Source organism: Microbacterium sp., from assembly GCF_032084865.1.
Taxonomy (GTDB): Bacteria; Actinomycetota; Actinomycetes; order Actinomycetales; family Microbacteriaceae; genus Microbacterium.
The window spans coordinates 1-13764 of record NZ_DAMDLU010000075.1 but is presented as its reverse complement, the minus strand read 5'-3'; the positions used below and the strand labels follow the sequence as shown (position 1 = coordinate 13764).

The following is a 13764-nucleotide window of genomic DNA, read 5'->3' as shown; positions in this document are numbered from 1 at the left end:
CGGGCCGCCGCGACAGGTCGTCGCGGTCGCCGCCCGCGATGGGGCTCTCGCGGATGCCGCCCGCGCGGCCGACGCCGACGTGATCGCCGTGGTGACACCGGCGCAGGCCCGCGACTTCGCTGATGCCGGCTTCTCGCTGTTCGAGGGCAAGGACGCAGCCGAGGGTGTCGCCTACGACTGCCGCGAGTTCGTGTGCCGGCTGCCGACGACGGACCCGTCTGCGCTGTCCGTATGATGGCACGGGCTCAACCCGGCCCGGACGAGGAGGTCGCACGATGACCGAGGTGCCGCTGACGACGACGACCACGAAGGGTCTGCAGCACGGGCTCACCCGTCGGCAGATCTCGATGATGGGACTGGGCGGCGCGATCGGGGCGGGTCTGTTCGTCGGCTCGGGGCAGGCGATCGGCATCGCCGGCCCCGCTGTGCTGGTGTCGTACCTCATCGCCGGCACGGTCGTCATCCTCGTCATGGCGATGCTCGCCGAGATGGTCGCCGCGCGGCCCAGCTCGGGCGCGTTCAGCTCGTTCGCGCAGCGTGCGATGGGCCGCAGCGTCGGGAGCGCCGTCGGCTGGCTGTACTGGATCCAGCTCGTCGTGGTGATCGCCGCCGAGGCCACCGGCGCCGCCGGGATCATCGAGGGGTGGGTGCCCGGCATCCCGGCCTGGCTGTGGGTGCTGATCTTCGTCGCCGCGCTGACCGCCGTGAACCTCTTCGGCGTGCGCAACTACGGACGCTTCGAGTTCTGGTTCGCCGCGATCAAGGTGTTCGCCATCATCGCGTTCCTCGTGGTCGGCACCTGCGCGATCCTCGGATTCATCCCCGGGGTGCCGGCGACCGGCATCGGCAACCTCGTCGCGCACGACGGGTTCGCCCCGTACGGCATCTCCGGCATCGCCGCCGCTCTGCTGATCGTCGTGTTCGCGTTCGGAGGCACCGAGGTCGTCGCGATCGCCGCCGCCGAGTCGGACGACCCGGCCCGTAACATCGCGCGCATCGTGCGCGAGGTCATGGTGCGCATCCTCGTGTTCTACCTCGGCTCGATCTTCGTGATCGTCGCCGTGCTGCCGTGGAACTCGCCGGATGTGCTCGACGGACCGTTCTCGGCCGTGCTCGCGACGCTGCGAGTGCCCGGTCTCGATCTGGTCATGTCGCTCATCGTCGTGATGGCGCTGCTGTCGGCGATGAACGCCAACATCTACGGCGCATCCCGCATGGCGTACTCGCTCGGCGAGCGTGGGCTCGCCCCGGTGGCATCCACCCGCACGAGCGACAAGGGAGTTCCCTACGTCGCCGTGCTCGCGTCGGTCGCGTTCGGCTTCGTGACGGTGGTGCTCAATTGGGCGTTCCCCGAGACGGTGCTCGGCTTGCTGCTGAACATCGTGGGCTCGACCGTGCTCGTGATCTGGACGGCGACGGTGATCTCGCAGATCATCCTGCGCAGACGCGCCGACCGCGACGGCGAAGAGCTGCCGATGCGCATGTGGGGATTCCCCTGGCTGTCGTGGGTGGCCCTCGCGCTGCTCGCGGTGATCATCGCCCTGGCGATGATCGATCCGACGGCGCGCACCCAGCTGCTGCTGACGCTGGCGCTCACGGCGGCACTGCTCGGCCTCGCCCGCCTGACACGCGATAGGCGAGCACAGTAGTCTTGCAGGCCGGAGCGCGCACCCCGCGCGCGAGGGAGGACGCCCATGTCGGTTGGTCTGCTGGCGGTCGTCGACGACATCCTGAGTGCCGCGATGAAGGCATCCGCGAAGGCTGCGGGCGTCGTGATCGACGACGCCGCGGTCACCCCGCAGTACGTGCAGGGACTCACGCCCGCGCGCGAGCTTCCGGTGGTCGGCAAGATCGCGCTCGGCTCGATCGCCAACAAGTTCCTCATCATCATCCCCATCGCGATGGTGCTGACCGCGTTCGCCCCCTGGGTGCTGCCGTATCTGCTGGTCATCGGCGGGACCTATCTGTGCTTCGAGGGGGCGGAGAAGGTGCTCGAGTGGTTCGGGTTCGGCCACGGGCACGCCGATGAGGGAGCGCGCGACGAGAAGCGGCTGGTGTGGGGCGCGATCCGCACCGACCTGATCCTGTCGACCGAGATCATGCTCATCTCGCTGGCCAGTCTCGATCCGAACCTCGGGATATGGCAGACGCTCGGCGTGCTCGCCGTGATCGCGCTGCTCATGACCGCAGTGGTGTACGGGGCCGTGGCGCTGCTCGTCAAGATCGACGACATCGGGCTGAAGATGGCCAAGAACCCGGTGCGCAACGTGCGTCATACCGGCACCCGCATCGTGCGCTCGATGCCGCACGTGTTCCGGTTCATCAGCGTCGTCGGCACCGTGGCGATGCTGTGGGTGGGCGGTCACCTCGTCGTCGTCAACCTGGGCGAGGTGGGCCTGCACGCGCCGGCCGACCTGCTGCACGGGGTCGACGAGCTGCTCGCCTCGTTCGGCGGTTTCGTCGTCTGGCTGGGCAACACGGCCATGTCGGCCGTCGCTGGCATGCTGATCGGTCTGGTCGTCGTGGGCGTCGTCCTGCTCGTCGGGCGGATGCTGGGCACGCGCCCCACGTTCGATGAGGCGCACCGTGTTCAGGGTGACCCGCACACGGCCGAGCGCGCTTCCCTCTGATCACTCTCAGCCGGCGTTGCGGGGATGCAGTCTCGCGGCGCGCTCGTTGCCGCGACGATAGTTCCCCGTCATGCGGGCCATGAGCAGCTGCGGATCCTCGCTCCGTACCCGATCGAGGAAGTCGTCAGCCTTCGCGCCGCGAAGGGTTGCGGCCCGGACGCCGTGATGCAGGATCACGACCTCGTCCCCTCTCACCACGTGTTCGAATCCGTGCGGTGCGGGCATGGGACGAGTATGCCGGAAGGCGACCTCGACCTGGGGTTGAGACTTGGCGGCGAACGGATGTACGAATGTCGGTGGCCCCTGGTTCACTGGACCTATGGACGGCATCATCGATCGACTGGAGCAGCTGCAGGCAGACTTCGCCTCAGCAGTCGGCGACGCGCTGTCGATCATCGCCGACCTGCCTGACGCAGAGGTGATGCGTCTGCTGGATGCGAGCGGTCGGGTGCTTCGGTCGAACGACGCGCTGCAGGTCGCGGCGACGGTGCAGGTGAGGGAGCGGTCCGAGGCATGCGCGGCGAGCGGATGACGACATCGTACGGCTGCGGCCGCCCGGCTGATCTTCTGCAGATGGTGCTTCGAACGGATGCCAGGAGCGCGACGCGACTGGTGAAGGCTGCAGGTCTCACCGCGCAGGTTCGTGGAATCACCGACGGGGAGTTCCTGCCTTCCCGGTACGACGAGCTGCGCAAAGCACTCGCCGATGCGACGATCGGGCTGGACGGCTTCCTCGCAGCCGCCACACCCCTTGAGGGCAGCCGCGGGCGGGTCGCCCCGGAGGCGCTGGCCGAGGCCGACCGGCAGATCGCCGCATTCGCACGAGGGCGGGTGGAGGACGCGGATGCCGACGCCGAGCGCGCTTCGTCGACGGGTGCGCCCGCACCCACTCCGGCAGAACTCGCGCAGTTCGCGCAGGTGCTCGCCGCCTATCTCGATCCCGACGGGGCGGAGCCGACGGATGACGCGGCATCGCGGGGCAGGGGAGTGTGGATCGGCAGGCTGCGCGATGGGCGAGTGCCGCTGCGAGGCGAGCTTCTGCCGGAGGTCGCCTCGCAGCTGGCCAGACTCACCGACAGTCTGCTCAACCCACGCATCGAAGGCGTGCCGGTGCCGCAGGGCGTGCATTTTGTCGACTCCGAATCCGATCTCGACGACGGGCTCGACCCGATCGATCCGCGCACTCGCGTGCAGAAGATGCACGACGCTTTGGCGACCATCCTCGGCGCGGCCGCGCGCGGCGGGGAGTTGCCCGACCTCGGAGGAGCAGCGCCGACGTTGGTGATCACCGTCGATGCCGCGGACTACGCCGAAGGGTCCGGTTGGGCGCACGTCGAGGGCGGCGGCGGCGTCGAGATGGGCGTACCTGTCCGCATCGCGGCGCAGGTGGGCTGCGCCGGCGGCATCCAGCGGGTGCTGTTCGACGATCGCGGTCGGATCGTCTCGCTCGGCACGTCCGGTCGTGTCTTCAATGCGCTGCAGCGGCGAGCGATCATCGCTCGCGACGGCGGATGCGTCATTCCCGGCTGCACGATCCCGGCGACCTGGTGCGAGATACATCATGTCGTCGAGCACTCGGCGGGCGGCGCTACGCATACCGACAACGGGGTGGCACTGTGCTGGCATCATCACCGCACACTGCACCTGTCCGAGTGGCAGGTGCGCATGCGCGGTGGTGTCCCCGAGATCCGGGGCCCGTCCTGGTGGGATCCCGCGCGCGAATGGCGCCTGACGGGGCGACGACGCGCTCGGGTCAGATCCAGCCCGGGAGCCAGTTGTGGATGAGCCAGAACGGGTACGGCACGCTCATGCCCGTCCATACCGGGTAGAAGAACGCCGAGACGAGAAGCACCGCGAGCAGGCATACGGCTACTGTGCGCTGCCCGGCTGTGCGCCGGTACAGCGGATCGGACCGGCGGCCCGCGAGCTCGCGCAGCGCGACGACGAGCGCGAGGATGAGGAACGGCATCATGACGATCGTGTAGAACTGGAAGATCGTGCGGTTCGGCACGAGCAGCCACGGCACGTACGTGGCGAGCAGTCCGACCAGCGCGATCGTGTGCGTCGGGCCGACCGGGCGGCGCTCGATGAGACCGCGCACGAACCGGTACACAAGGTACAGGGCGGCCGCCACGCCGCCGTACCAGATCAGCGGGTTCGGCACCGAGCTGATCACCGCGATGCAGTGATCCGTGCCGCAGCTGGTGGGGTCGGAGCCCACCCAGATCGCCGTCGGGCGCAGCAGCAACGGCCACTGCCAGGCCGGGCTCGCGTAGGCGTGCGGGCTGGACAGACCGATGTGGAACCCATACATCGACTCGTGGTACTTCCACAGCGCGACCAGGGGATTGGCATCCGCCCCGCGGTCGTAACCGCCCGAGGTGACCAGCCACCCCGTCCACGACACGAGATAGACGAGCATCGCCGGACCCACCATCAGCACGAACGAGACGGGCCCCTGCCGCAGCGCGGCATCGCTGGGCCACAGCGGGATCCCCGCGCGGCGGCGCGCGAGCGCGTCGGTGACCACCACGTACAGGCCGAAGACGGCCAGGGCGTACAGTCCCGACCACTTCACCGCGGACGCCGCACCCAGCGTCGCTCCGGCGGCGACCAGCCAGGGCCGCGACCACAGCACCGGCCCGACCAGCCGCACCAGAGCGTCGTCCGAATCGGATCGACGCGCCGCGACGATCCGTGCGTCGAGCAGCGGCAGTGAGCGGTCCCGGTCGAGCAGCACGAACAGGAAGCCGAGCAGGATGAAGAAGGTGAGGGCGCCGTCGAGCAGGGCGATCCGGCTCATCACGATGCCGAGACCGTCGATGGCGAGCAGGCCTCCTGCGATCGTCGCGAACACCCGCGAGCGGGTCAGGTGCAGTGCCACCAGGTACAGCACGAACACCGTCAGAGACCCGAGGATCGCGGTCGTCAGCCGCCAGCCCGCGCTGGAACCCGGCCCCATCAGCGCCATGCCGAGCGCGATGATCCACTTTCCGAGCGGCGGATGCACGACGTACGACCCCGTCGTCTGCATCGCCGAGTCATCGCCGCGGCGCAGCTGCTCATCCGCGCCGTCGCCCCACTTGCCCTCGTAGCCGAGGTTCCACAGCGACCAGGCGTCCTTGACGTAGTACGTCTCGTCGAACATGATCTCGTGCGGATGCCCGAGGTTCGTCAGCCGGAGCGCGGCAGCGAGCAGGGTGACGAAGAGCGGAGCGAGCCAGCCCAGCGCCCGCGCGCGCGTGGGATCTGCGAGTGCCCACGCAGCGAGTCGCTCCCATCGCGTCGCGGAACGCGGCGTCGGGGGCGCGGGCAGGGTCACCTGCTCAGCCTAGGCAATCGGCCTCGGAACGGCTGGCGCCACCCGCCTAAGCTGGTCGGGTGATCATCCTCGCCGCGACTCCGATCGGCAATCTCGGTGACGCATCGCGCCGCCTGATCGAGGTGCTCGAGAACGCCGAGATCGTCGCCGCCGAAGACACCCGCACCACGCAGCGGCTGCTGCAGGCGCTGAAGATCGAGAACCGTCCGCGCCTGATCGCGCTGCACGACCACAACGAGAAGCACAAGGCCGCCGAGCTCGCCGAGCTGGCCGAACAGCACGACATCGTGGTCGTCAGCGACGCCGGCATGCCGGCCGTGAGCGATCCCGGATACGGTCTGGTCGCCGCCGGCGTCGAACGCGGCGTGACCGTCACGGCCATCCCGGGCCCGAGCGCCGTGCTCATGGCCCTCGCGATCTCGGGTCTGCCCACCGATCGGTTCACCTTCGAGGGCTTCCTGCCGCGCAAGCCGGGGGAGCGTCGCCAGACGCTCGGGATGCTCGCATCAGAACCGCGCACGATGGTGTTCTTCGAGTCGCCCTCTCGGCTCGCGTCGTCGCTCGCCGACATGGGCGCTGCGTTGGGCGCCGGGCGTCGGATCGCGGTGTGCCGCGAGCTCACCAAGCTGTACGAGGAGGTGCGCCGTGGCACCGCCGCTGAGCTCGTCGAATGGGCCGAGCAGGGCGTGAAGGGCGAGATCGTGGTGGTCGTGGAGGGTGCAGCGCCGGTCTCCGTCTCCGCCGACGACGCACTGACCCAGGTGCAGGCGCTGGTGGCATCCGGGATCCGTCTCAAAGAGGCGTGCGCCGAGGTCGCCGCAGCGACCGGCCTCAGCTCCCGCGACCTGTACCAGTCCGCGCTCGCCGCTCGATGAGTGTCGGCGCCGCGTACGACGCTCGAGCCTCGGAGTACATCGCTCTGCTCGGCGACATCGCGCATACGGATGCCCGGGACCGGGCGCTCATCGCGGCCTGGCGCGACGCGACGCCGGGGCGGCTGCTGGATGCCGGGTGCGGGCCGGGCCTGTGGACGCGCTTGCTGCACGACGGCGGACGGAACGTGCTCGGCCTCGATCTGTCGGGGGAGTTCGTCTCGCATGCTCGCGCGACGTATCCGGGTATGCCGTTCGAGCAGGGATCGTTCGCCGAGCTTCCGCTGCCGGATGCCTCGCTCGGCGGCATCCTCGCCTGGTACTCGCTGATCCACACCCCGCCTGCGGAGCTGCCCGCGACCCTCGCCGAGTTCTCCCGCGTGCTTGCTCCCGGCGGCAGCGCCCTCCTCGGTTTCTTCGACGGCACCCCTCGCGAGCCCTTCGACCATGCCGTGACGACCGCCTACTTCTGGACTCCGGATGCTCTCGGGGAGATGCTCGAGCAGGCCGGCTTCGCCATCACCTCATCCGAACGTCGCGCCCGCACGCCGACCGAGGCCAGCTCGCGTCTGCATGCTTCGGTCACCGCGACTCGCACCTGAGACCACCAAGCGCATTCCGCACCAGACCACGCATCGCCGAGGCCATCCGCATTGACGCCCCGATTCCCACGGAGAGGGGGGAGGACGTTCCCGGAGCGAGCATTGGGGAGGAGCGAAGCGGAGGGGCCCCACTCTGCGAGCGAAGGGAACGTCCTCCCGCCCGTGCCAGCCGCCCAGGTCACGAATCAGAACGCCGCACCGTTCCCGCCTAGAATCGGGAGCATGCCCGCAGGCGAGTCCTTCTACATCACCACGCCCATCTACTACCCCTCCGACGTGCCGCACATCGGCCACGGGTACACGACGGTGGCCGTCGACACACTGTCGCGCTGGCACCGCCAGGCGGGTGACGACACCTGGATGCTCACCGGTACCGACGAGCACGGCCAGAAGATGCTGCGCGCCGCCGCGGCGAACGACGTCACCCCGCAGGAGTGGGTCGACAAGCTGGTCGGCGAGAGCTGGTTGCCGCTGCTGACCACGCTCGACGTCGCGAACGACGACTTCATCCGCACCACGCAGCAGCGGCACGAGAAGAACGTGCAGGTGTTCTTCCAGAAGCTGTACGACGCGGGCTACATCTACGCGGGCGAGTACGAGGCGCTGTACTGCGTGGGCTGCGAGGAGTTCAAACCCGAGTCCGAGATCGTCGACGGCACCGGCCCCTTCGAGGGTCTGAAGGTCTGCGCGATCCACTCCAAGCCGCTCGAACTGCTGCAGGAGAAGAACTACTTCTTCAAGCTCAGCGAGTTCCAGGATCGTCTACTCGAGCTGTACAAGACCGAGCCCGACTTCGTGCGACCCGATTCGGCGCGCAACGAGGTGGTGTCGTTCGTGAGCCAGGGTCTCAAGGACCTGTCGATCTCGCGGTCGACGTTCGACTGGGGCATCCCGCTGCCGTGGGACGAGTCGCATGTCATCTACGTGTGGGTCGACGCGCTGCTGAACTACGTCACCGCGGTCGGCTACGGCGCAGAGCAGGAGATGTTCGAGCGCCGCTGGCCCGGGTACCACGTGGTCGGCAAGGACATCCTGCGCTTCCACGCCGTGATCTGGCCCGCGCTGCTGATGGCGGCCGGCCTCGACGTGCCCAAGGGCGTCTTCGCGCACGGCTGGCTGCTGGTCGGCGGCGAGAAGATGTCGAAGTCGAAGCTCACCGGCATCGCGCCGACCGAGATCACCGACGTGTTCGGCTCTGACGCGTACCGGTACTACTTCCTGTCGGCGATCGCGTTCGGTCAGGACGGCTCGTTCTCGTGGGAGGACCTCTCGGCCCGCTACCAGGCCGAGCTCGCGAACGGCTTCGGCAACCTCGCCTCGCGCACGGTCGCGATGATCCAGAAGTACTTCGACGGCGTCGTGCCGGCACATGCCGAATACAGCGATCGCGATCTCGTGGTGCAGAAGAAGGTGTCGGATGCCGCTGCCTCGGCCGACGCGGCCATCGAGAGCTTCCGCATCGACGAGGCCATCGACGCGATCTGGACGATCGTCGACGACCTGAACCTGTACATCACCGAGAACGAGCCGTGGGCTCTCGCCAAGCAGGCGGACGCCGGAGACGAGAAGCAGCGCGAGCGCCTCGGCACCGTGCTGTACACCTGCGCGGAGGGCCTGCGTGCGCTCGCCGTGCTGCTGTCGCCGGTGATGCCGCAGTCGACCGCGAAGCTGTGGGATGCCCTCGGCGCCCAGGTCTCGCTCGGTGAGCTCACCGAGCAGCCGATTCGCGAGGCGGGTGCGTGGGGTGTGCTGCAGCCCGGCACGACCGTGTCGCCGCTCGCGCCGCTGTTCCCGCGCGTGGAGCAGACCGCCTGACTCGCCCATGGCTGACACCTACGTGCGCGAGCGCTCGACCCAGGGCCGCAAGGATCTCCGGTACCCGGCTGCTCCCGAGCCGCTGACGGTGCCGGTGTACGACAACCACGCGCACCTCGAGATCACCGACGGTCCTGCGACAGGCTCAGGAGGCCAGGGGCTGACGCTGACCGAGCAGCTCGATCGCGCCGCGGCGGTCGGCGTCGCCGGCGTCGTGCAGGCGTCCGGCGACATCGAGTCGTCGCGCTGGGCGGTGGATGCAGCGGCATCCGACCCCCGTGTGCTCGCCGCCGTCGCGATCCACCCGAACGACGCCCCGGTGTACGCGGCCGAGGGGCGCCTTGACGAGGCGATCGCGGTGATCGACGAGCTCGCCGCGCACCCGCGCACGCGAGCGATCGGCGAGACCGGGCTCGACTACTTCCGCACCGGGCTCGAAGGGCACCCCGCACAGCACGAGTCGTTCGAGGCGCATATCGCGCTGGCCAAGAAGCACGGCATCGCCATGCAGATCCACGACCGCGACGCCCACGACGACGTCCTCGAGACGCTCTCCCGCGTCGGTGCGCCGGAGCGCACCGTGTTCCACTGCTTCTCCGGTGACGAGGCGATGGCGCGCATCGCCGCGGATGCCGGGTACTGGCTCTCGTTCGCCGGCAACCTCACGTTCAAGAATGCGCAGAACCTGCGCGACGCGCTGCAGGTCACGCCGCTCGACCGCATCCTCGTCGAGACCGACGCGCCGTTCCTCACCCCGGTGCCGCTGCGCGGACGGCCCAACGCGCCCTACCTCGTGCCGATCACCGTGCGGTTCATGGCGGCCGAGCTCGACGTCGACGTCGACGAGCTGTGCGCACAGCTCGCGGCGAACACCCTTGCGGTGTACGGCACGTTCGCCTGACGCCCGCCGGCCTACGCCGAATCCACCTCATCGAGCGCGGGCTTCGCGGCGGCGATGTGCGAGATCTGCCGCCACATCAGCAGCAGCGTGATCGCCGACCCGGCGAACGCGAACCACCACGGCGCGGTCAGCCCCCACGCCTGCGCGATGAGCCCGCCGAGCGCCTGCCCGAGCACCATACCGCCGAACACACCGACCATGTTCACCGACGCGACCCGGCCCTGAAGCTCGTGCGGCACGAGACGCTGGCGCACGGTCGTCGAGATCGTGCCCCAGACGAACGCGTAGGCGCCGAAGCCGAACATGATCACCAGCGCGACGACGCCGTTCGTCGTGAGCGCGAACGAGAGGTGCATGACCACCTCGAGCGTCAGGCACACCTTCATGATCGTGGCGAACGACACATGCCGCTCGAGCCATCCGAAGCTCAGCGTGCCCAGCAGGCCGCCGACGGCCGACGCCGTGGTCAGCGCGCCGAAGCCGACCGGGCCCATCCCGAGGTGCTCGGTCGCGTACAGCACGAGGATGCCCCAGGGCGCAGCCCAGGTGACGTTGAACGCGAGGATGATCACGATCAGCGTGCGCACCGGCTTGTTGCGCCACGCCCAGCGCAGCCCCTGACCGATGTCGTGGCGCACCCTCGTGGGTTCCGCGCGGGGCGGCACGGGCTGGCGGGCGATCCGTGACACGAGAATCAGGCCCAGACTCACCGCGAGCACCTGGGCGAGGAATGGCCAGAACGACCCGACGGCGAACAGGAACGCACCCAGCGGCGGGCCGGCGAGCTGGTTCGCGACGAGGAAGCCGGCCTGCAGTCGTGCGTTGCCGACGCCGAGATCGGCGGGCTTCACCATCATCGGCAGCAGGGTGCTCGTGCTCGTGTCGGCGAACACCTCGGCCGTGCCGTACAGGAACGACACGACCAGCACGATCGCGATGTTCGCGGTGCCGGTCACGAGCAGCACCACGAGAGCGGCGACGATGACCGCCCGGATGCCGTGCGCGAGCATCACGAGCACTCGCCGCTCGACGCGGTCCGCGATCGCTCCCGCGTGCAGCCCGAACAGCAGCCACGGCAGGAACTGCAGCATGGCGCCCGAGGCGACGAGCATGGGCGATGAGGTCATCGAGGCGATCAGCAGCGGAGAGGCGGCGAGGGCGATGCCGTCGCCGATGTTGCTCGTCCACGCGGCCGACATCAGCCACCGGAAATCGCGGCCGAGCCGACGCGGGGCGATCAGCTCTCCGAGTGCGGTCACCCGCTTGATCTTAGGCGCCGGGTCGGATGCGCGAGAATGGGTGAATGACCGTCTCCCTGCTCGGCGCCACCGAGATCCGCCGACTCGCCGCCGAGCTCGACGTCACCCCCACGAAGAAGCTCGGGCAGAACTTCGTCGTCGACGCCAACACCGTCCGCAAGATCGTGCACGCGGCCGGCGTGCAGCCGGGGGAGCGGGTCGTCGAGATCGGGCCGGGGCTGGGATCGTTGACCCTCGCGATCCTCGAGGCGGGCGCCGCGGTCACCGCGGTCGAGATCGACCACCGCCTCGCCGAGCGGCTGCCGCAGACCGCGCGCGAGCGCGGCGTGGCAGACGGCGCGCTGACGGTGGTGGATGCCGATGCCATGCGCGTCACCGAGCTGCCCGGCGAGCCGACCGTGCTCGTCGCCAACCTGCCCTACAACGTCTCGGTGCCGGTGCTGCTGCACTTCCTCGAGACCTTCGGGTACCTGACGCGCGGTGTCGTGATGGTGCAGGCGGAGGTCGCCGAACGGCTCGCCGCGAAGCCGGGGTCGAAGATCTACGGCGCACCGAGCGTGAAGGCCGCCTGGTACGGACCGTGGCGGCTGTGCGGCACCGTCTCGCGGCAGGTGTTCTGGCCGGTGCCGAACGTCGACAGCCTGCTCGTCGGCTTCGAGCGCGACGAGACCCCGCGCGGTGCGGACGACGAGCGTCGGCGCACCTTCCAGATCGTCGACGCCGCCTTCAACCAGCGCCGGAAGATGCTGCGTCAGGCCCTGTCGGGGCTCTATGGCGGCTCGGCGGCGGCATCCGCCGTCCTGGAGGCCGCCGGTGTCGCGCCCACCGTACGCGGCGAAGACCTCACCGTCGACGACTACCACCGCATCGCGCTGGTGCAGCCCGAAGCGACACCGGTGCCGATAGCCTGACACCGTGACCGAGAAGCGCTTCACCCCCGACGTCCCCGAGATCCACCGGCCGTATGTCGCGGCCGCCGAGCGCTATCAGCGCTTCGCCTACCGCCAGGTCGGCACGAGCGGCCTCTACCTGCCGCCGATCTCGCTCGGGCTGTGGTGGAACTTCGGTGACAACATCCCCCTCGACAACCAGCGAGCACTCCTGCGGCACGCCTTCGACAGCGGGATCACGCACTTCGATCTGGCGAACAACTACGGACCGCCGTACGGCTCGGCCGAGAAGAACTTCGGCCGCATCATGGCCGAGGATCTCGCCCCGTACCGCGACGAGCTGATCATCTCGTCGAAGGCGGGCTGGGACATGTGGCCGGGCCCGTACGGCGATCTGGGCAGCCGCAAGTACATCCTCGCCAGCGCCGAGCGATCGCTCGCGAGCATGCGCCTCGACTACGTCGACATCTTCTACTCGCACCGCGTCGACCCGGTCACCCCGGTGGAGGAGACGATCGGCGCGCTCGACACGCTGGTGCGCCAGGGCAAGGCGCTCTACGTCGGCATCTCGTCGTACAGCCCCGAGCGCACCGAGGCCGCGCTCGCCGTGGCGCGCGACCTCGGCACCCCGCTGGTGATCCACCAGCCGTCGTACTCGATGCTCAACCGCTGGGTCGAAGACGGCCTGACCGACACCCTGCGAGCGGCCGGCATGGGCGCGATCGCCTTCACGCCGCTGGCTCAGGGGCTGCTCACCGGCAAGTACCTCGGCGACGGCACGGCCGACCGCGCTCAGAAGCGCGGCTCGCTGCCCGACCGGCCCGTCTCCGACGAGGGGCTGGCCGTGCTGCGCGGACTCAACGACATCGCCGCCGATCGCGGGCAGACGCTCGCGCAGATGGCGCTGCAGTGGACCCTGCGCGACCCCGTCGTCGTCTCGGCGCTGATCGGCGCCTCCCGGCCCGAGCAGATCGACGAGAACCTCGCGGCGGTCGACGGGCCGGCGCTCACCGCCGACGAGCTCACGGCGATCGACGCGCTCGCGCACGGCATCGACGTGAACCTCTGGTCCGTGTCGTCGGAGCTGTGATGGCGCCCAGACCGGATGCCGTGCACGTCAGGGCTCCTGGCAAGATCAACGTCTATCTCGGCGTCGGTCCGCGCCACGACGACGGCTACCACTCCCTGGCCACCGTCTTCCAGGCCGTGTCGCTGTACGAGGACGTCTACGCGTCCCCCTCCGACGGGTTCAGTCTCGAGGTGGAGGGGGAGGTCGACGTCTCGGGCGTGCCTCTCGACGACCGCAATCTGGCGATGCGGGCCGCCAAGCTGCTCGCGCAGACGGCGGGGGTGGATGCCGGGGTGCACCTGCGCATCCGCAAGGGCGTTCCCGTGGCCGGCGGGATGGGCGGCGGCTCCGCCGACGCGGCCGCCGCGCTCGTCGCGTGCGACGTGCTGTGGGGCACCGAGCTG

At 69.4% G+C, this 13764-nt stretch carries 13 protein-coding genes and 2 pseudogenes; 12 read left to right on the top strand and 3 right to left on the bottom strand.

Translation table 11 applies throughout. From position 1 onward, the window contains the following. From RT309_RS09205 to RT309_RS09195, 3 genes and pseudogenes are all read left to right on the top strand, one after another. A pseudogene (locus tag RT309_RS09205) lies at window positions 1-235 on the top strand (thioredoxin domain-containing protein); the annotation flags it as partial. A gap of 40 nt (window positions 236-275) precedes the next feature. Further along, complete coding sequence (locus RT309_RS09200; RefSeq protein WP_313356572.1) at window positions 276-1649, top strand: amino acid permease; 1374 nt, start codon at window positions 276-278, stop codon at window positions 1647-1649. Between the two features lie 45 nt (window positions 1650-1694). Further along, a complete protein-coding gene (locus tag RT309_RS09195) occupies window positions 1695-2630 on the top strand; it encodes a DUF808 domain-containing protein (RefSeq protein ID WP_313356571.1) in 936 nt (311 codons plus the stop codon). A gap of 6 nt (window positions 2631-2636) precedes the next feature. Here RT309_RS09195 and RT309_RS09190 read toward each other — a convergent pair whose 3' ends face one another. Then, window positions 2637-2855 (bottom strand): hypothetical protein, encoded by a 219-nt coding sequence (locus tag RT309_RS09190; protein ID WP_313356570.1) that lies wholly within the window; start codon window positions 2853-2855, stop codon window positions 2637-2639. A gap of 94 nt (window positions 2856-2949) precedes the next feature. Here RT309_RS09190 and RT309_RS09185 point away from each other — a divergent pair, with 94 nt between their 5' ends. Both RT309_RS09185 and RT309_RS09180 read left to right on the top strand, forming a co-directional pair. Beyond that, entirely contained in the window at window positions 2950-3162 is a 213-nt protein-coding gene (locus RT309_RS09185; protein WP_313356569.1) for a hypothetical protein, read from the top strand. Between the two features lie 41 nt (window positions 3163-3203). Continuing rightward, window positions 3204-4415, top strand: coding sequence for a DUF222 domain-containing protein (locus RT309_RS09180; RefSeq protein ID WP_396654442.1), 1212 nt, complete (start codon window positions 3204-3206; stop codon window positions 4413-4415). On the opposite strand, the gene RT309_RS09175 is transcribed toward RT309_RS09180, so the two are convergent. After that, window positions 4384-5952, bottom strand: coding sequence for a phospholipid carrier-dependent glycosyltransferase (locus RT309_RS09175; RefSeq protein ID WP_313356567.1), 1569 nt, complete (start codon window positions 5950-5952; stop codon window positions 4384-4386). The two genes, RT309_RS09180 and RT309_RS09175, sit on opposite strands and share 32 nt — an antisense overlap. Before the next feature lie 59 nt (window positions 5953-6011). Between RT309_RS09175 and rsmI the strand changes: the two genes are divergently transcribed. From rsmI to RT309_RS09155, 4 genes are all read left to right on the top strand, one after another. Next, window positions 6012-6827 (top strand): 16S rRNA (cytidine(1402)-2'-O)-methyltransferase, encoded by an 816-nt coding sequence (gene rsmI / locus RT309_RS09170; protein WP_313356566.1) that lies wholly within the window; start codon window positions 6012-6014, stop codon window positions 6825-6827. Next, entirely contained in the window at window positions 6824-7426 is a 603-nt protein-coding gene (locus tag RT309_RS09165; protein WP_313356565.1) for a class I SAM-dependent methyltransferase, read from the top strand. The genes rsmI and RT309_RS09165 overlap by 4 nt, the downstream gene beginning before the upstream one ends. Before the next feature lie 222 nt (window positions 7427-7648). Further along, window positions 7649-9241 (top strand): methionine--tRNA ligase, encoded by a 1593-nt coding sequence (metG, locus tag RT309_RS09160; protein WP_313356564.1) that lies wholly within the window; start codon window positions 7649-7651, stop codon window positions 9239-9241. A gap of 7 nt (window positions 9242-9248) precedes the next feature. After that, entirely contained in the window at window positions 9249-10142 is an 894-nt protein-coding gene (locus tag RT309_RS09155; protein ID WP_313356563.1) for a TatD family hydrolase, read from the top strand. A gap of 11 nt (window positions 10143-10153) precedes the next feature. Here the strand turns inward: RT309_RS09155 and RT309_RS09150 are convergent, their stop codons facing one another. Then, the gene (locus RT309_RS09150; RefSeq protein WP_313356562.1) at window positions 10154-11401 is read right to left on the bottom strand and encodes an MFS transporter; all 1248 of its coding nucleotides are present in this window, start codon (window positions 11399-11401) and stop codon (window positions 10154-10156) included. Between the two features lie 44 nt (window positions 11402-11445). Between RT309_RS09150 and rsmA the strand changes: the two genes are divergently transcribed. From rsmA to RT309_RS09135, 3 genes and pseudogenes are all read left to right on the top strand, one after another. Continuing rightward, window positions 11446-12312, top strand: a complete 867-nt coding sequence (gene rsmA, locus RT309_RS09145) for a 16S rRNA (adenine(1518)-N(6)/adenine(1519)-N(6))-dimethyltransferase RsmA (protein ID WP_313356561.1) — start codon at window positions 11446-11448, stop codon at window positions 12310-12312. 4 nt (window positions 12313-12316) lie between these two features. Next, window positions 12317-13381, top strand: coding sequence for an aldo/keto reductase (locus RT309_RS09140; protein WP_313356560.1), 1065 nt, complete (start codon window positions 12317-12319; stop codon window positions 13379-13381). Next, window positions 13381-13764: pseudogene (locus RT309_RS09135) on the top strand (4-(cytidine 5'-diphospho)-2-C-methyl-D-erythritol kinase); the annotation flags it as partial. The gene RT309_RS09140 and the pseudogene RT309_RS09135, both read left to right, overlap by 1 nt.